Origin of the sequence: Citrobacter sp. Cm046 (assembly GCF_030333065.1) — a bacterium.
GTDB lineage: Bacteria > Pseudomonadota > Gammaproteobacteria > Enterobacterales > Enterobacteriaceae > Citrobacter > Citrobacter murliniae.
This window is the reverse complement of record NZ_JAOWGP010000036.1, coordinates 348,326-368,842: the sequence shown is the minus strand read 5'-3', so window position 1 is coordinate 368,842 and position 20,517 is coordinate 348,326. Positions and strand designations below refer to the sequence as shown.

Annotated in this window: 9 protein-coding genes; 4 read left to right on the top strand and 5 right to left on the bottom strand. The window is 49.8% G+C overall.

What is annotated here, in order from left to right:
* The first annotated feature begins 20 nt into the window (after positions 1 to 20).
* The 3 genes from OGX98_RS08365 (at position 21) to OGX98_RS08355 (ending at position 11,923) form a co-directional block, all read left to right on the top strand.
* On the top strand, positions 21 to 1,196 hold the full coding sequence (locus OGX98_RS08365) for a coiled-coil domain-containing protein (protein WP_200010476.1): 1,176 nt from the start codon (positions 21 to 23) through the stop codon (positions 1,194 to 1,196).
* Between the two features lie 614 nt (positions 1,197 to 1,810).
* Positions 1,811 to 2,389 carry a helix-turn-helix transcriptional regulator gene (locus tag OGX98_RS08360; protein WP_048221898.1) on the top strand — a complete coding sequence of 193 codons (579 nt, stop codon included), beginning with the start codon at positions 1,811 to 1,813 and terminating at the stop codon, positions 2,387 to 2,389.
* A gap of 195 nt (positions 2,390 to 2,584) precedes the next feature.
* Positions 2,585 to 11,923: an autotransporter-associated beta strand repeat-containing protein gene (locus OGX98_RS08355; protein ID WP_286595106.1), complete on the top strand. Its 9,339-nt coding sequence runs from the start codon at positions 2,585 to 2,587 to the stop codon at positions 11,921 to 11,923.
* A gap of 172 nt (positions 11,924 to 12,095) precedes the next feature.
* On the opposite strand, the gene OGX98_RS08350 is transcribed toward OGX98_RS08355, so the two are convergent.
* The 4 genes from OGX98_RS08350 to rclA form a co-directional block, all read right to left on the bottom strand.
* Positions 12,096 to 12,863: a putative bifunctional diguanylate cyclase/phosphodiesterase gene (locus OGX98_RS08350; RefSeq protein WP_048221900.1), complete on the bottom strand. Its 768-nt coding sequence runs from the start codon at positions 12,861 to 12,863 to the stop codon at positions 12,096 to 12,098.
* Between the two features lie 102 nt (positions 12,864 to 12,965).
* Positions 12,966 to 13,547, bottom strand: coding sequence for a helix-turn-helix transcriptional regulator (locus OGX98_RS08345; protein WP_190284553.1), 582 nt, complete (start codon positions 13,545 to 13,547; stop codon positions 12,966 to 12,968).
* 21 nt (positions 13,548 to 13,568) lie between these two features.
* A complete protein-coding gene (locus tag OGX98_RS08340; RefSeq protein ID WP_048221901.1) occupies positions 13,569 to 14,264 on the bottom strand; it encodes a flagellar brake protein in 696 nt (231 codons plus the stop codon).
* A 648-nt stretch (positions 14,265 to 14,912) separates the two neighbouring features.
* The gene (gene rclA / locus OGX98_RS08335; RefSeq protein ID WP_286595105.1) at positions 14,913 to 16,241 is read right to left on the bottom strand and encodes a reactive chlorine resistance oxidoreductase RclA; all 1,329 of its coding nucleotides are present in this window, start codon (positions 16,239 to 16,241) and stop codon (positions 14,913 to 14,915) included.
* A gap of 233 nt (positions 16,242 to 16,474) precedes the next feature.
* On the opposite strand from rclA, the gene rclR reads away from it, so the two are divergent.
* Positions 16,475 to 17,329, top strand: a complete 855-nt coding sequence (gene rclR / locus OGX98_RS08330; protein ID WP_286595104.1) for a reactive chlorine-specific transcriptional regulator RclR — start codon at positions 16,475 to 16,477, stop codon at positions 17,327 to 17,329.
* A gap of 36 nt (positions 17,330 to 17,365) precedes the next feature.
* Here the strand turns inward: rclR and OGX98_RS08325 are convergent, their stop codons facing one another.
* Positions 17,366 to 20,509: a CusA/CzcA family heavy metal efflux RND transporter gene (locus OGX98_RS08325; RefSeq protein WP_286595103.1), complete on the bottom strand. Its 3,144-nt coding sequence runs from the start codon at positions 20,507 to 20,509 to the stop codon at positions 17,366 to 17,368.
* Positions 20,510 to 20,517 lie beyond the last annotated feature (8 nt).

The following is a 20,517-nucleotide window of genomic DNA, read 5'->3' as shown; positions in this document are numbered from 1 at the left end:
CACGCCAGGCAACGACTGTCATGAATAAGATCATTAAACGACTCGAAATCGTCAAAAGCGCCATCGAACTGGAAGATGAGGAGATTATTTTCCAGCAGCTGGCACATCTGAAAAATGAACCATTGGCAGTCATTCCTGGTGCGATAGTACAGGCTATCGAAGAGCGACGTTTCAACGATGCCCTACACGAAATTTCCGGCTGGTTACAATCTCAGCGAGCGGTATCAACGTGGCAAGACCCTGGCATCGCAGCCAGTAAACTCGAACTAAAAGCGCTCGAGTCACAACTGCGAGACCTTATTGATAAGCGCAACACACACATTCAAATCCTGGATGAATTTAACGACCTGTACCATCTTCGCCTCGGCCCGTTAATGAGCCGGATTCTGGAACTGCGCAAACAACTGGCCGCCAGCGCACTGCGCAAACAGGAAGCGGAGAGAAAACGACGGGAAAAAGATTATCAGTCCTGCCAGCACTATATTTCACAGGCCGTTGATCAACTGGCAAAACTCAAGCAACACTGGGTGAACCTGAGTTCTGACTCCCGAGAGTCCGTGGAAACCCGTCAGCGTATTCAGCAACAAACTGAGCTTATCACCGCCCTGCTGGCAGAAATCCGTGAACTGGAAAACGATTTTTCTCGTCAGGACGACCGCGCTACCCGGCAGGCTCAGGAAGAGGCCAGCCATGAATATGATGAATACCAGGAACAACAGCAGGATGCTCAGCATCGCTTTACCCGCGATCAGCGGCTATCTCCGAATGAACGTAATGAGTTAAAACGCCTGTGGCGTCAGGCCAGCCGCCTTTGCCACCCGGACGTCGTGGCAGATGATTTAAAAGAAAAGGCACATCAGATGATGGTGCAGCTTAATCAGGCGCGACAAAATGCCGATCTGGCAGCCGTTCGGGCATTGCTTACCCAACTGCAAAGCGGCCTTGAACCAATGATGGCAAGTGACCGACTGAACGATCTGGAGCATTTACGCAGCAAAATACAGCAGCTCAGAGAGCAAATTAGTGCTCTGCTCAAAGAGATTACCGAACTGGAAGCTGAAAACGCCTGGCGCCTGGCCACTTCAGTGACGGATAAAGAGGCTTATTTTTCAGATCAACAACGGGCATTAACGGAGATCCGTAACACGCTGGAAGTACAGGTACAACAAGTGGAACAAGAGCTGTTGGCCAGTTGAGGATTCTCGGATTGCGTGATGAACACAGTGGTGATGGCATGAGTGATTTGCGCATTAAGCACGAATAGCTCATTTTGACATTAAATTTTAAGATTTGCATAAAACTAAGGATAAAATCATAAAATATAAATAATTAAAGACATTTAATTCAAATATGACAATATTTTCATCTACCAACAACCCTCATACTTTACTGCCCTGTCGCTGGTTAAGAATTCTCTCACCCCCTTCCCTATCTGTTAAGAACACTACATATCTTATTGTATTAAAAAGATTTTTATAAAATAGCCATCTATAACCCTAAGAATCCCCTGTCTTTGTCACACTGGCTGACAGGAAACCCCGACGATTCATAAGCGAAATCTATCAATCATCTGCTCAGAGGTGAAATAAACGATTTATCTTAAATTTTCACAAAGAGTAATATCTACTTTAAGAATAGTTAATTATTTAAATCAATACAGAGAATATCTGTTAAATCCGAATAAATAAGGATGCGTTCAAACCGAAGAACGGAATACGAAATTTAATTAACACTTCACGCGTCGTAAAAAAACTCTTTTTTAGCATAAAAAAGAGGCGATTGCTTGCACCAAAATTTCAAGGAGATCGTTATGTCTAAGGCTGTTTTTTTGGGTGATTCAATTTACCCCTGGCTAGGCATGCGAGAAATCCTACGTGGCTCATCATTATTAATTGATATCGCGTACTTTTCCTCACAGACGCTTTCTGCCGTCAACAAGCTATCTCATGAAACAGATTGCATCATTATTAACCCCGGCAATTCAGATTTATTAAAATATGCCCGGATTATCCGCAATATGGCTTTACATCCCTCCACGAAAATTATCGTTCTGGCAGATGAAGTCACCTTCTCTATATTTCAAACTGTTTGCGGGATGAACATGCAGTTTCTGGATCAAGACGCCAGCCTTGATCAGCTACTGCATACAATAACTCGTATCACACAAAACAAAAAATCACGCAATATCAAAGAACTGAACAATAAAATTACAGCTAACGAATTCAACGTAATGATGATGCTTGCCCGAGGCTGGTCGCTGACACAAATCGCCGGAGCATCACAAAAAAGCGAAAAAACTATTGGAGCGTACAAAAGCAACATCGCCAGAAAACTCGGTAAACATAATACCCGGCTAAAGTACACCATCTCCCACTATAGCCAGTCGTAACTTACTTATTTAAGGATACTGATAACGGTTATTTTTTAAGAGGCTTACTTTCGGCTCTTTTTTTATTCCGCATAGCCCGGAAGGTGTCTCTATTTCCGAAAATTAATTTACCCGGTAGCACACCCGCGTGCCAACCATAGCCAACAACTCAACGTAATAACACATGCAATACAGAAATGCAGACGAGGGTTATATATGAACAAGGTTTACAGCATTATTTGGAACGCGGCGCTCGGTATCTGGGTTGTCGTTTCCGAATTAACCAAAGGTAAGAAAAAAAGCAGTTCGCGTAAAACTGTCGCGGTACTCGCGGCTACAGCCTTAATTAGCACCTCGCCACTCGTAGCGGCGGATGACATCGGCAACCATGATATTTCTGTCGATTATAATAATATTGTCATTCAACCTGGTACAAATGACGACGTTCACAATGATGGCTTCCTCTACCAGAACACCACTAACGGTGCGGTGTTAAACGTCACTGGCGCATTGCCGAAGATTGAGCAAGGCCAAACCGGCCTTGTCGAATCGGCGACTATTGAGCAGTTGCTAGAGCAAAAGAAAATCACCCTCACGGCGACCATTGGGGGCGTTACCACTCCGATTACAACCGTTGAAGAACTGGAAAAGTATTACTACAACCAGCCGACGACGACGCCTGCTCAGGATGACAAAATCACCGTCATTGACCCTGCATTACAAACCCCGGCAGATATGCAGGTCTACAACACCGATGAACTGGTTCACTATCTGACCGAAACCCCGTTAGAAGGCATTACGTTAAACACCTACGACGCAGCCCTTTCAAAAATCTATAACAACTTTGGCATTGCGCAGGCCAGCAACGGTTCGACGGCCAATCTGAACATTGGTAACGATCAGAAAAATGCCCGTGATGATGAAAACACCATCAAACTCCTGGCTAAAAACAGCTCGTTACTCGAAGCCAGCGGCGCAGATAGCAAGGTTAACTGGATATCCGACAACTACATCTCATTTGGCGCCGCCCCCGTTGTCCCGAATAAAAGCTTTAACGGTTCTCAGACAATGGACCAGTTCGGCAAAGTGTTGACGATCGATACCTACGGATACGACAGCGAAGGGAATGCGGTGAAAACCGGTACCCAGGAGTTCGATATCACCAATACCGAAGAGCTTGGCGACCTTAATGACTGGCTGCTGGGCGAAAGTGATACAACGGTCTTAAATGCACAAGGGAACAAGGTAAGCCAGCTGCAACTGATGCTGGACGCCAATCGCGCCACCATGTCGCTCAAAGATGTTGAAGACTGGTATGCGAAGTTGATTACCAGCGTTTTACAGTCCGATACGGTAACCGGCTCGGTTGACTGGGACTATAAAGTCTGGACTGATGGCGAGGGTCATACTAATAACGCCACGATCGGTAATACCGAGCTGCACGCTGTCTACGCACATGGCGCGGGCGCAACAGGCACAGTGACACAAGATTCTGTACTGGCGGTAGACGGCAGCATTAATGGCGTGATGAAAGGCACGGAAGGTGCCGTTATAACGAACCAGGGCTCCCTCAACGTACTACGTACTTCCACAGGCCACAGTCTGGCGATTGGTATGCTGGCGGAAAACGCTACGGCAACCAACACCGGTACCATCAACTCCGGCTTGTTCATCGATAAAGATGGGCGACAGGCTCTGAATAGCTACGGCGCTATCGGTATGCAGGGCAAAGGGGCCAGTACCGTTACCAACGATGGCATCATTAACCAGGCCATCACGACGAATAACTATGGCACCGCCTCAGCTGCCAACCCATGGGATACCAACACCACGGTAACAACGCCAATTACGCTGGCCATCGGTATGCAATTATCGGGGAACTCTACCGGGGTTAACAACAAAACCATCAATATTGTGGACGGTAACGCCAACGGTGCCTCTTTCGGGAAAGGCACAGCCTACGGCGTTGAAGTAACTGATGGCGCAACCTTCACTAACAGCGCTGGTGCATCTATTTATCTGGGCCGTGATGGTTCCAATACCTCTCAGGATGTTGCGATGGCTGGCGGGTCAAACCTTAGCGCCGGCATCCACGCGCGAGGGACTGGTACCGTGACTAACGCGGGAGATATTACCCTCGGTACAGGCGTACGTAATGCTGCAGGTATTCTGGTTGCTGGTGCGGCCGGGAATGTCATCAACTCCGGCAAAATTTCGGTTAATGGTAAGACATCCGGGCTACCAAACTACGGGATGTCGGTACATAACAGCGGCGCCAATGCGGGTCAAACTATCCGTAATGATGGCGAGATTAATGTTAACGGCAAGAATAATATCGGCATTCATGTCCGCGCAGACAGCACGGATGCCAAAGTGACCACCAGCCAGGCCGGTCAAATTACGGTGAACGGTGAAGGAGGAACCAATGAGCGAAACTACGCCATTTGGGTTGAAGGCTCCTCCAGCAAGCAGGCAGTTGCTGATATCTCTTCCGGCATTACGCTGAATGGTACCGGGGACATCGGCGTTCACGTTCGCGGTAGCGCAACGGCGAATATTAATAACGACAGTAGCCCTGTGTTTAACAGCACCGATCAGATAGGCTATTATTTGTACGGCGCCAATGCGGTCGCTAACATTGGCAAGACGGAGATGAATGATAATGGCCAGACCAATACCACTATCTTCCGTATTGCTGAGGGCGCTAAATTTGCCGGTAACAGCAATGATCCGGTAACCGGCACGGCTTCCGATCTTAAACTGACACTCAGCGGTAAGAATTCTGTTGGTGTACTGGGTACCGGGAATAATACCCTCGTTCAAACAGGTGAAGCGACGTTCAACGTCGGTGGTCAAGGCGCATCGGCCATTGTGATTGAAGGCGGTGCAAGCGGTAATATCAGCGATAAAACCACCATTAATTTGACCGGTGTCGAAACCACTGCCGGCATCGTCGACGGCCAGGCGCATAATTTAAACGGCTCCAACCAGGGCAATCCTGTCGAAACCACCCTCATCTCTGACGCCAGCATCACCTCCGAAGCCAGCGGGAACAAGGTTATCGCGTATGTAGCGAAAAATCTGGGGAATATTATTCTCAACGCGAAAGCACTGGTGGATCTCGACAGTATCGACAGCATCGGTGTCGATGTGCAACAGGGCGGACGTTTAACAAATAACTCGTCCAACGCTTTACATGTCAGTAACGGTATTGGCGTACGCGCCTCCGGCTCTGATGCGCAGATCAAAAGGCTCGGACAGATCAAGGTCGACGATGGTACCGCTGGCGTTCTGCTGACAAACGGTGCCGTACTGGACATTACCGCCGCGGCCGGTGACTCCATCATCACGAATGGCACCGCCGACGGTATTCGCCTGGATGCCGGTGCAGGCTCTCTGACAGCCAAAGGGGTTTCCATCAGTGCCTTGGGCACTGGCGCGGGGATCCAGAACGATGCCAACAGTAGCGACATTACGCTCAATGATGTCACCATTAATGCCAACGACGGCTCAGGTATCCGTACCAGCGTTGCGCTGAATGTAAAAGACGGTGCGGGCAATAAGCTGAATGTCACCGGCAGCGGTACCGGTTTTGCTTTTGAAGAACGCGACGGTAGCGCTGTGAAGGGCGATCTGAATATTGGTACGGGTTACACCGTGCTCGTCCATAACGCAGCAGGTAATGCCACAGGGAGCGGGATCCGCGCCAATACCAGTGGTAATGTCACCACCAGCGCCGACATTACCGTTCAGGACAGCACGGGTGATTCAGCCGTTATCGCGAAAAATGTTAACTCTCTGACCAACAACGGGAAAATCATCTCTAATAGCGTCAATGGTCCGGTGATTGATGCCAGCGGTGCTAACGGTAAAACCATTACCAATACGGGAACTATCCGCGCCGCCAGCGACACAGCCGTGGCAATTCAGTCCGGTAACGGCAATGACACCATCAATATCAACGGCGTTGAAACGGTAGGTGTCATCAATACCGGAGCTGGCACGGATACCGTTAATTGGTCGAAAGGCACCTTTGCAGGTGAAATGAATTTCGCTGGAACCAGTGGAAACAATAAAGCCAATATCGGTAACGTCGAGCTGGGCAATACGCGCCATATCATCACCGCAGCAGGTGCAGGTAACGCCCTCACCTTTACAGATACGCATGGCACGGGTGCCAAAATTGGCAGCCTGGGCAGCGATAATCTGGGCACAGGCACGAATATCGGTACCGGTTGGGACTCACTCACGCTTACCGGCTCTCAGGCCGATATGCGCATCGTGGATCGTCTGACACTGGCGAGCGAAACGATCGCCGTTAATAACGGGGCAACGCTGCGCACTGGCGACCACGGTGAGTCCAGCAGTAATGCCGCCACCATTGGCGATTACAACATCACTACTAACAACGCTGCCAGCAAAGTCATCTTTGATACAACGGGCGACAATAACCAGGCTCAAATCTATAACGGCATCATCAGCGGCAGCGGGAATTTTGAACGTGCGGCGGGCGGCACTACGATCTTCACCGCCAACAACACCTATACCGGATCCACCACCATTGATCAGAGTGGCACGCTGCAGTTAGGTTCAGGCGGGAATACCGGGGAAGTCAGCGCAGTGTCGAATATTCTCGACAACGGCATACTCACCATTAATCGTGCCAATAACGTGCTGCTTAACGGCATCATTTCCGGTATTGGCGCGCTGCAGCAAATCGGTGGCGGGACTACGCGTCTGGGCGGGAACAATGCCTATAAAGGTGATACTACCGTCACGAGCGGGGCTCTGTTGGTTAATGGTAACCAGAGTGCTGCTACTGGCATAACCACTGTCAGCAACGCTGCCACACTGGGTGGTAACGGTGTGATCGGCGGTCACGTTGTGATGAACGATGCCTCGACAATCAGCGCCGGTGATGGTGGCGCAGGCACGTTATCCATTAACGGCAGTTTGCAACTCGGCAACAAAACAACCTCCGCCTTCGAGCTGGGTCAGGCCTACACGCCTGGCGGCAAACTGAACGACCTGATTAACGTCACGGGCGATCTGCAACTTGACGGTACGCTGGATGTCACCACTTCACAGGGCGGTAATTTCGGGCCGGGTGTATACCGTATTTATAATTACGGCGGCACGCTAGATAACCAGGGGCTGGATCTGGGCGCGATCCCGGACAGTCAGGATAAGAGCAACGTTTTTGTCCAGACCTCTATCGATAAACAGGTAAACCTGGTTAACGCCAATGGCGTCACCCTGCAATTCTGGGACGGTGCGACCGTCAGCCAAAGCCACGGCGCAACGGGTATCGAAGGCGACAGCAAAATTGATGGTGGCGATGGTAAATGGATGGCGATCGGCAACCAGGGTGATAACAACTGGACGACGGCAACCGGCGAAGGCAACGCACCATGGGCACAAAAATCTTTCGCCGTGTTCACGGGCAATGCCGGTACGGTAACCGTTGATAAAGCTGCGGGTGAAGTCAACTTCTCCGGGGCGCAGTTTGACGCTGATGGCTATGTCGTCAAAGGCGATGCGCTCAACGCCTATGCCACCACAGAAAATGCGACGCATGCGGGTCAAACGCCCGGGACTGGTGAACTGCTGCTGCGCGTAGGGGCCGGCGGAGCGGGGCAAAATTACACCGCCACCATAGAATCCATCATCCGTGAAGCCAGCACGAGCGATAAGCTAACACTGGTGAAAACGGACCTCGGTCGTCTGATCCTGAGCGGTGACAACGAGTATCGTGGCGGTACACGAATTGATGGCGGTACGCTGCAAATTTCTTCTGACAATAACCTCGGACAAAGCGGCACAGGTCTGGAGATCAACAACGCTTCGACATTGCAATTAGGCGCGGATCTAAGCACCGATCGTACCATCACGCTGGGTGCGAATACCGATGCAGAAGTGTTTGACCTGAACTCACATCACTTCACCCCAACCGGAGATATCACCGGTGATGGCAAACTGAAAATCACCAGCAGTACAAGCGATGCGGGCAGTACCCTGACGCTCGACAGAGCAAACAGCTACAAAGGGGAAACCGAGGTCGCAGGTACGGGCAATGCTAACAATGTTACCGTCAACGTAAGCAAAACCGGCGCATTTGGTAGCAATGACAGCAGCACAGTTACCGTTAATAAAGGCGCGACAGTTAACGTTAGCGGGACGGATACCAGTCTGCAATCGCTCACCATGAACATTGCCGACAGCCTGCTAACCCTGGCTGACAATGTGACAGCCGCGAGCGCGAAGCTGAATCTGACCGGCAAAGCGAAAGCAGTATTAACTCAGGATTCCACTGCAGGTGACGCAACGGTTAACGTCGGGAAAGACAGTACGCTGGCGCTGGAAGACAACGCCAGCGGCGGCAGTGCCGATGTGACCAACAGCGGATTGATGACCTTTGCTGACCTGGCGATGGCAGAAAACGCTGTCGTCAAAAACCAGGCTGGCGGTATGGTCGACATCAGCGCGGTAAACAGCGCAACGTCTATCGGTTCGCTGTCTGGCGCAGGTAACGTTGAGCTGGGTAATAAATCCCTGTCTCTGGGCAATCTGAACTTTGATGACACTATCAGCGGTGTCATCAGCGGGAATGATGGCAACCTGGTGAAAATCGGTACCGGCACGTTAACGCTGGAAGGCGACAACACCTATACCGGCACCACGGATGTCAATCAGGGCGTGCTGCTGGTGAACGGTAATCAGTCCGCCGCAACAGGTCAGGTCACCGTGAAATCCGGGGCTACGCTCGGTGGTAACGGTATTATCGGCGGTGCAGTCGATGTGCTGGATAACGCCCATATTACCGCCGGTGCAGCGATCAACAGCGTGGGTAAACTAACGACTGGCTCTCTGACGCTCAGTGATAACGCCCAACTGGATTATCAGTTTGGTCAGGCTTATACCCCAGGCGGGGCCTTCAACGACCTGATTGATGTGAACGGTGATCTGACGCTTGACGGTAAACTCAACATTGAGACATCGCCAGGCGGAAGTTTCGACGTTGGTGTCTATCGCGTCATTAACTACACCGGTACGTTAACCAACAACGTGATGGACATTGCTAACGCGCCGGAAGCTGCAGACAGCCTGTATGTACAAACCTCGGTGAAAAATCAAGTCAACCTGGTCAACCATGCAGGACTGACACTGCGCTTCTGGGACGGCACCGGCGGTGAGAATGGCGAACTGAAAAACAACGGCGTCATCAACGGTGGTGACGGTATCTGGCAATCCAGCCAGGGCAACGACAACTGGACAACCGATGAGTCCACACCAGAAGGCGCATTAAACGCACCGTTTACCGATGCCGCATTTGCTGTCTTCCAGGGGGAAGCAGGCAACGTTACCGTTGATAACAGCAAAGGCGACGTGATCATCAGCGGTGCGCAATTCGCTACCGATGGCTATCGCGTAGGTGGTGAAGCCATCACTACCGATACGGCCGATACGTTGATTCGCGTCGGCGATGGTACTGTAGACGGTATCAACTACACCGCGACCATCGACAGTGTGATTCGCGGAACCGGTGGTTTGAACAAAGGTGACCTCGGAACGCTGATCCTCACCGGTGACAATACCTACAGCGGTGGAACCACCATTACGTCTGGTACGTTACAAGTGGCTGGTGATACCAACCTCGGGGCGGCAGATACCGGGATCACCTTCAATGGCGGTACGCTGAAATATGGCGACGCATTTGATACCGCGCGTCAGGTCACTCTGGAATCCGGCGGCGGGACATTCGACACAAATGGGTATGATGTTTCTCTGCTGACGGAAGTCGAAGGTTCCGGTCAATTGACCAAAACCGGTAAAGGCATACTGACACTGACGCTGGACAATACCTACACCGGCGGTACGACTATCGAGCAGGGCGTGTTGCAACTGGGTAACGGCGGTAATATCGGCAGCGTACAGGGGGATATCGTTGATAACGGCATTCTCAATATCGATCGTGCCGATACGCTGGCATTAACCAGTAATATCAGCGGCGAAGGCCAGTTGTATCAGACAGGCAGCGGCACCACTGTTCTGCAAGGTTCCAATACCTACAGCGGAGCGACCCTGATTGCCAACGGCGTACTCGAGGCAGGTAATACCGATACCCTGAGCGCATCATCACACCACTATGTTGCTACAGATACCGCGCTGAATACGCAGGGTTACAACCAGACGGTGGCAGGACTGGATAACGGTGGTGATGTATCGCTCCGTGGTCAACAGGTCGGTTCAACCATAACCGTCAAAGGGGATTACCGTGGTGAAAATGGTACGTTGCAAATTGCTGCAGCGCAGAACACCAGCGGAACAGGCATTGCGGATCGCTTGATTATCGATGGCGGTCAGGCCAGCGGCAGTACCCTGCTGGATGTTGACGGTTCCGGTCTGGGCGCTCCGACAGTTGGTGATGGTATCGAAGTGGTTACCGCGATCAATGGTGCAACTACCACGGCGCAAACCTCACAGGATGCATTCCATCTGGCCAGCGCGCACATGGCTGCGGGCGCCTTTGAGTACCAGTTGCATGCCGGGAACACACAAGGCCAGGGAGAAAACTGGTATCTGAGAAGCGAATACCGTCCGGAAACAATGCTGTACTCCGGCCTCGCCAGCGTCGTTCGTCAGGGAGACATCAGCCTGTTGGGTAACATGCACCAGCGAATGGGGGATGATGTTAAACCGGGTATTGATGAAGACAACCGCGCCTGGGCCAGAATGATCGGTTACTCCGGTAAAACCAAACTGGATGATGCGGCAGGTACGCAAACCAGTTCACATACCACGGGTATCCAGGTCGGCGTCGATATGTATGCTACTGAAAGCTGGAAAGCCGGTATGTATGCCAGCGTTCTCGACATTGACAGTAACGTTCAAGGGACGAAAACGGGGAGCAATGGTAAAGGCGGCAATATCGACGACAACGCATTTTACGTCGGCGGTTATGCTACCTGGTTCTCTGACGATGGTATGTACGTCGATAACGTCCTGCAGTACGGTAACCATAAATCCCGTCTGTCCGCATCAGGTAATAATGGTTCATACAGCGTGAGAGGCAATACCCTGACGGCTTCGACGGAAGTGGGTAAATCATTCCGTTTAGGCGCCAGTGCCTGGAGTCTTGAACCGCAGGCGCAGTTGATCTACCAATACAGCGACTTCGACAACAGTACGCTGGATGGCGAAACCAAAACGAAGGTTAATCTGGATACCGCAGATTCATTTACCGCTCGTCTGGGTGTGCGCCTGGTCGCCGACTACGATACCAACCATGGCAAATTCCAGCCTTATGGCCGGGTAAACGTCTGGCAGGGTCTGGGTTCAAAAGACAAAACGCACTTTAGCAACGCGGTCGCAACCACTACGCTGGAATCATCACAGCAGTACTCCAGTACTGAAGTTGCAGCCGGCCTGAGCTGGTCTATCGACAGGAATTTGCAGGTCTACGGTGAACTGGGAACCCAATTCAGCAATGGCAGCAATAAGTCGCAGGTTGAAGCCCCGGTGAATGCATCGATTGGCTTTAAGAAATCGTTCTAACCCAGCATAAACTTAACCAGCCTCCTGTTTTCACAGGAGGCTTTTTTATGCCCGCTGACTATCAGTTCTACAGGCATGGAGCGGGAAGTTAAAACGAATGTTGCGAGCAGGCCGGATAAAGCGTCAGCGCCGCCATCCGGTGAAAATCAGGGGGTAATGAGACATTGACAGGTTAACGGTTATTTTGCGTTAACAGTGCGGGGATCTCTTCGGCCATTACCGGAGGAGAAATAAGAAAACCTTGAATTTTATCACAGCCAATATGCTTCAAACGTTCTAACTGCGAGGGAGTTTCCACCCCTTCCGCCAGCACCTCAATACCAAAATTGTGTGCTAATGAAATAATACCTTCGACGATCTTTGTTGATCGGGTGTCCGGTTCAATTCCTGCGACAAATTCTTTATCAATTTTTAAGGTATCAAAAGGATATTTCAACAGGTAATTAAGATTAGCATGCCCGGTGCCAAAATCATCCAGAGCTAACTTCACCCCTATCGATTTCAACTCTGTCATATTTTTAGCTGCTATATGGCAGTCACGCAAAGGTGAGGTTTCCGTGACCTCTATTTGGCATCGGCGGGCCGGGAGTCCGCAAGCAGCAAGGTTTTGCCTGATACGTTGGGGTAAAAGGGGATCGCAGAACTCAAGTGCGGAAATATTTACTGATAACGAAAGGGGATCGGGCCAGGCTGCTGCAACGTCCCACGGAGGATTGGTAACCATATCTTCAATTGAAAATATATTGCCGCGGTCTTCCAGTAGCGTAATAAAAACATCGGGAGAAATCATGCCCATTTGCGGACTATTCCAACGCATAAGTGCTTCAAACCCGCTAATTTTCTGGGTGGGCAAGTCAAATATAGGCTGATAAACCATATAAAGCTGAGTGGTATTCGCCGCCTTTTCAAGCGCATTTAGCAGCTCACTGGAATTTAACATCCCCCCTTCCCCCTTTGTAACCATATAAATTAAAAACCAGTTAAAGTCACTCCCAGGTTGTATCTACTTTTATGCGTGTGATATCAGAAAAGAACGGATAGGTTAGGGTAAAAAAGACAAACTATGTGTAAACCTGACAATCAACTTGTTCAAATCAGATGTATTGCTCAGCCCCAGTTTGGTGACGGCCTTCATCTTGTGAGCCTGAATAGTTTTATAATTCAGGCTAACTAACTCCGAAATTTCTCTGGCTGTATAACCATTTACCAGCAGATTCAGAATCTGCTGCTCTCTTTCGGTTAATCTTTTTTGCGAACGATACAGTCGGGGATTCCATTTCCCTACTGCTAACGTGGCTAATTGAGAAAAATCACGCAATGAAGACTTTTCAGTCAAGACAATGACTTTCTCAATATATAATAACTCAACACATAATTTCGCCACCAAACTATCGGCAACAATCACGATAACGTTATTATAAAATTTAAATCTGTTTTTATTCAAATACTGCACAATTGCGGAACATGGCTGTTCATTGTTAATGATATTAAAAACCATGGTTTGATGCTGGCCCAATGATGATTGATGCAACATGTCCTCAAACTGGTAGGTTTTGATCGGTACATGTTTGCTTGTCAGATAGGCGAACATACCGTTGCCTACAAAATTATCACTGCCACACATCAACATCCTGTTCACCATTCCTTATAAACTTCTGATCTTGTTACTCATTAAAAATTTGATGATTATTTTCTCAACTTCTGCCTCTTCACGACGGTTCCTGAAATCAAACCCGCATGAAATCTGATAGCAGGAATACAATTGATTATCCTCATCAAATTCGTTGATCATGACGACATCAATAACTTTTAAATCAAGCTGCAAATTTCCAAACGTATCAAAATCCAGAGAGGCACCTTTAATCACTGCATCTTTATAAAGAAAACGTGCATTCACATCTTTAACAATTAATGCGCAACCGCCCTGTGAGATGTTTTTTATCTTAAATGAGTAGTTTTCTCCGTTTTTGTAACGACCAAAACAGAAAAAATCATAGCCCTTCAAAAAAGAGAACCGCTGATTCTGTCGCTGCTGGGCAAAGAAAATCATATCCGGGATGGCATAAGATAATCCTGCCTCCGCACCTGCTGTCGGACTCTTTTCGAGTCTGGCGCTGAATTTGATAATCCCGCTATCGCTGTGCAGGATAAAGTATTGGACCTTTTCAGGGATGATGTCTTCGTGCCAGGAAATCATAAAGTGTTCAAAATCAATCTTTTCTAACTGCGTGATAACACTGCTGTTTTCACATAAGACTTCCAGCTTCGTCTTTTTGTGCAACTCCTCACGAAGGATGGCGATGATTTCAAACTTGTTTTCCTTGGCTAATCCAAAACTCATACAAAAACCCTTATTTCCATATTTAAGATATGTCTCGGTCTCAGTCTCGATTACCGACAAAACACGAGATCAGCATCCACCCCTGGTGCTTAATAACCTTAGTGGATTCCATGTCAAACTGTTGATGCGAACTTAAGTTTTTAACTATCTTTAATCTTACATTGATATGTAAAAACGTTTGATGAGAATTAATTCTAGCTGAAGCCAGGCCTAAAACCATGTGAAGTTGCGCATCAACAATAACAAAAAGGAATAAGAAACAATTCTATAATTCCATTTAGGGATAAAAATAACGTAAATTTAGCCGGGTATAATAGATAACAATGGGTGGGCAAGGCGGAACGACTAAGCTGAGCGCCAACTATGGTTTAATCGCTGACAGGAAAATGGATGCTTACGGCGTAATATCATTAGCAAATGATATAATCATGATGATTATTTTAATAAAGCGAATAATTAATATTGTAGGTGTGTAGGTAAATTTAACTTAAGTTAAAAAAGGCCAGCATTAAGCTGACCCCGGTAATTACCGTATTAAACGATAATGGCATACTATCTTACAGAGGGTATAACGTTAGAAAATAAGTACTACTGATTAATTTCTGTCCGAGCTGAATGCAAAATCACCCTTAAGGCAGATCCCTGGATTTATGACTTTATGAGAGAAAAAAGATCGTTGAGTGATTCACTCATCGTCGGGTGCGTAAATATTTGATCACGCAATACGGTATAAGGTAACCCTGCATCCATAACGGTTTTGACGATATTAATCATCTCATGAGAGTCCGCACACAATAGTGATACTCCCAATATACGTTGAGTGTTTACATCAATCACGGCTTTGAGGACGCCGCGTGTATCATCCATCACCCGCGCTCGTGGGATTGCCGCGACAGGTAACGTTACCACCTGGACCATTGCCCCGCTGGCACGAGCCTGTTCTTCACTCATCCCTACACGAGAGAGCGGCGGCGTCATAAAAACGGAATACGGCACATTCTGGCGATCGCCTGAATTGCGTAAACCTTCGCCAAATAAGCTGTCGCGGACAATGCGGAAATCATCCAGTGAAACATAGGTAAATTGCAAACCACCGGTTACATCACCCATCGCCCAGATGTTATCTGCAGAAGTCCGCAGATATTTGTTCACAATAATCCCACCGCGCTCGTTCACATCCACCCCGGCGTTCTTTAGCTGCAGATGCTCAGTCGCGGGTTTTCGCCCTGAGGCAACCAGCAGCGCATCCACAGTTCGAAGACCTTCCGGCGTCTGTAGCTGCACCATGCCGTCATGGGACGATACCGACTGTACATTGGCGTTGAGAATTAATTCTACGCCCTGGTCACGCAAAATTTGGGCGATGGCCTCGGCGATATCCCGATCTTCACGCGGTAAAAACAGCGGTGCCGCTTCAAAGATTGTTACCTGGCTGCCAAAGTTGGCGAACATGGACGCGAACTCGAGGCCAATATATCCCCCGCCCAAAATACCAAGACGCTGTGGGCGCTGCGTCAGATTCAACAGCCCGGTACTGTCAAAGACTCCAGGAGTACCGGACAGGCCTGCAATATCAGGAATAATTGACTGCGCGCCAGTATTGATAAAGATCTTCTCGCCGCGAACTTCAAGTGTTCCGGTCGGCTGAATCACCCGCACGGTATGGTTGTCGATAAACTCAGCGCGCCCTTCAATCACATCCACATTGTCCAGATCAGCTAGATTATGGAAGTTTTTATCACGCAAGAAGCTCACAACAGAGGCTTTACGCTGCATCGCTGCGGCAAAGTCATGCTGCAATTCAGCATCATGCACCAGGGTTTTGGTTGGAATGCAGCCGATATTGATACATGTTCCACAGTACATAGTATTGGACTGCTCGATGATAGCCACCTGCCAGCCCTTTTGTGCCAGGGCCGCCGCCAGCGTCTTACCCGCTTTACCAAAACCAATAATGATTGCCTGGTATTGATTCATGCTGTCTCTCCGCAAAGTCACTGTTCATTTGTTAATCCAAAGTATACGGAGCGATATGCCAGAAAAGCCTATCCATAACGCGATTGTTTTTGTCCAATCGTCTAAACAGCAATAAATAACTTACTCAGTCGATATATTGAAAATACACTAACTATTTGACATTAATAATTTAATATAAAAGTATGTTATTAGTGCTGCCATCCCCCAACAATAAAAATTGTTCAGGAGTCTTTATGGATACCCTTAGCCGATTACTGATGCTTAACGACCCGCAGGGATCTATTGATAAAAATTGCCTGCTCAGCAGAGACTGGCAATTGCCACACGCTGCGGGCGAATTGTCAGTTATCCGCTGGCACACCGTGACCCAGGGGGCTGCCCAACTGGACATGCCTGATGGAACCTCGTTTACGCTTCGTGCTGGTTCGATTGTGATCCTTGCGCAAAACTCAGCGCATCGGCTTTGCCAGTCTGGTGAGGAACAAACGCATATCGTCTGCGGCAGTTTACGGCTACCGCCCTCCTCTCGTTATTTTTTAACCACGCTGCCGGAAGCACTAATACTGGCACCGGATGAAAATAGCCACGTCGGCCACTGGCTCAGGGCGATGATTGCGCTACTTCAGGAGGAATCCTCAACCGACCTGCCGGGATCGGATGTGGTATGCAGTCAGCAGTGCGCAACGCTGTTCACACTCGCCGTTCGGCAATGGCTGACACAGGCTACGCCCGCAAAGAACGTACTAAGTTTGTTGTTGCACCCCAGACTGGGGGGCGTGGTTTTCCTGATGCTGGAATCGCCCGCGCATCCCTGGATTGTGGAAGAACTGGCACAACGCGCGCATATGTCGCGGGCCAGTTTCGCGCAGTTATTCCGCGAGGTCTCAAACTCTACTCCACTCGCGGTATTAACCACATTACGTCTGCAATTCGCCGCTCAGATGTTGTCACGTGGATCTCAGCCACTGATTGTCATTGCCGAATCGGTAGGCTATGCCAGCGAGTCATCGTTTCACAAAGTCTTTCTCCGACAATTCGGCTGCACGCCGGGAGAATACCGAAAACGGGTAAAAGCGCTGGAGTCATAGCGCGCGCCCCGGTCAGAAGCACGCGCTTTCAGGACGCTATTTCTGAGAGCGATGTCGATGTAGCCACATCAGTTTATACGCCGCAGGAATGATAAACAGCGACAATAGCGGCGCGGTTATCATGCCGCCAATCATCGGCGCAGCAATACGACTCATTACTTCCGACCCGGCCCCTGTTCCCCACAATATTGGCAACAAACCGGCGATAATCACCGCCACGGTCATCGCCTTGGGACGAACACGAAGTACTGCCCCGTGGTAGAGCGCTTCATCCAGCTTATCCGCTGTAAAAGTTTGTGGATTTTCCAGAGCCGGTTCGGCTTCTATGGCGTGACGCAGGTACATCAACATCACTACGCCAAACTCAGCGGCTACTCCTGCCAGCGCGATGAATCCGGTTCCGGTCGCTACCGACAGATGGAACCCCATCCAGTAGAGGAACCAGATCCCCCCCACCAGCGCAAATGGCACGCTGGTAATAATCAGCAGCGCCTCTCCAACGCGACGGAATGCCAGATAAAGCAGCACGAAAATAATCATTAGCGTCATCGGTACCATCAGTTTTAGCTTATGGCTGGCTCGCTCTAAAAGCTCAAACTGACCGGAGAACGCCACGCTGGTCCCCGGCTTTAACTGTACATTTTCGGCGATCGCTTTTTTTAGATCGTTAACCACCGAGACCATGTCGCGATCGCGTGCATCGATATAGATCCAACTGGTAGGCCGTGCATTCTCGGTTTTCAGCATCGACGGTCCGGAAACGACCTTCACATCCGCCACATTAGCCAACGTGATCTGCTGTTTCATTGGAGTCAAAATCGGCAGTTGACGCAACGTTTCAGGGCTATCGCGGAAGCTTTGCGGATAGCGCAGATTGATCGGATAGCGTGCAATCCCTTCAACCGTTTCCCCCACCATGGCGCCCCCCACTGCCGAGGTAATAAACAGCTGCACATCACCTACGGTCATGCCATAGCGCGCGGCCTTCTCGCGGTGAATATCCACACTGAGATAGCGACCACCTTCCAGTCGCTCCGCCAGTGCCGAAGCCACACCTGGTACGGTTCTGGCCACTTCTTCGATTTGCTCAGCCGTGGCGTCAATATCTGACAACACGGTCCCCGACACCTTAATACCGATTGGGCTTTTGATCCCTGTGGAAAGCATATCGATACGGTTACGAATCGGCGGCACCCACAGATTTGCCAACCCAGGCAAGCGTACGGTTTTGTCCAGCTCCTCGATGATTTTGTCCATCGTCATCCCCGGACGCCACTGATCCTGTGGCTTCAGTTGGATCGTAGTTTCGACCATCTCCAGCGGCGCGGAGTCAGTTGCCGTTTCAGCCTTGCCGGTCTTACCAAACACGCGCGCCACTTCCGGAACTGTCATGATCAGCTTGTCGGTTTTTTGCAACATGTCCGCCGCTTGCGCCGCCGAAATCCCCGGCAGTGTTGATGGCATATACAGCAGGTCACCTTCATTAATCTGCGGTAGGAACTCGCCACCGACTTTATTAATCGGCCAGATAACCGTAAGAATCGACAGCACCGCCACCAGCAGGGTGGTCTTCGGCCAGTGCAGTACTTTCAGCAGTAGCGGATGGTAAATACGAATCAAGAAACGGTTGAGCGGATTACTACTTTCCGCCGGAATTTTGCCGCGGATCCAGAACCCCATCAGGATCGGGATCACCACGATTGCCAGAAACGCCGCCCCCGCCATGGCATAGGTTTTGGTAAACGCCAGCGGCCCAAAGAGCCGTCCCTCCTGCCCCTCAAGGGTGAAAATGGGAATAAACGACAGAGTAATAATCAGTAAGCTAATAAACAGCGCCGGACCAACTTCTACCGAGGCGTTAGTGATCACCTGCCAGCGTGTTGCGTTATCCAGCTTTTCACCCGGATGCTGATGTTCCCACTCTTCCAACCGCTTATGCGCGTTCTCAATCATCACGATCGCGGCATCAACCATCGCGCCAACCGCGATGGCAATCCCACCAAGCGACATAATATTGGCGTTCAGTCCCTGAAAATGCATCACGATAAATGCAATACACAGGCCCAGCGGGAGAGAAATAATCGCGACCAGTGCCGAGCGGATATGCCACAAGAACAGAGCACAAACCAGCGCCACGACGATAAACTCTTCCAGAAGCTTGTAGCTCAGGTTATCAATCGCACGATCAATTAGCTGACTGCGATCGTATGTTGTAACTACCTCAACGCCTTCCGGCAGGCTGCTTTTTAGCGTTTCAAGTTTGGTTTTAACGGCAGAGATCACCTCACGCGCATTTTTACCTGAACGCAGAATGACGACTCCGCCAGCCACTTCGCCTTCACCGTTCAGCTCAGCGATCCCACGGCGCATTTCCGGTCCGATTTGTACGCGCGCAACATCACGCAGGTAAACCGGCACGCCGTCTGCCCCTGACTTCAGTACAATGTTATTGAAATCATCGAGTGTTTGCAGATACCCGCTGGCCCGAACCATGTATTCCGCTTCCGCCATCTCCAGGGAAGAACCGCCCGCTTCCTGGTTAGACGCATCCAGCGCAGACTTCACTTCAGACAAGCTGATGCCATATTGCGTCAGCTTCATTGGGTCAATAACGACCTGATACTCTTTGACCACTCCCCCAACCGAGGCGACTTCCGCCACGTTAGGGATGGTTTTCAGTTCATACTTTAAAAACCAGTCCTGAAGAGAACGTAATTCGGCCAGATCGTGTTTTCCGCTGCGATCCACCAATGCATATTCAAATATCCAGCCAACACCCGTGGCATCCGGTCCCATTTCCGCACTGACTCCCGCTGGCAATTTCCCCTGCACCTGGTTGAGATATTCCAGGACGCGGGAGCGCGCCCAGTAAGGATCAGTGCCATCTTCAAAAATGACATATACGTAGGAGTCGCCAAACTGCGAAAAGCCACGGACTGTTTTAGCCCCCGGCACTGACAGCATGGTGGTGGTCAGTGGGTATGTAACCTGGTTTTCAACAATTTGCGGGGCCTGGCCGGGGTAGCTGGTTTTGATGATCACCTGAACATCAGAGAGATCCGGCAAAGCATCCACGGGCGTGTTGATGATGGTCCACGTTCCCCAGATGCTGAGAAATAACGCCCCCATCATCACCAGAAAACGATTAGCTACCGAGCGACGGATAATCCATTCAATCATTTGTCATA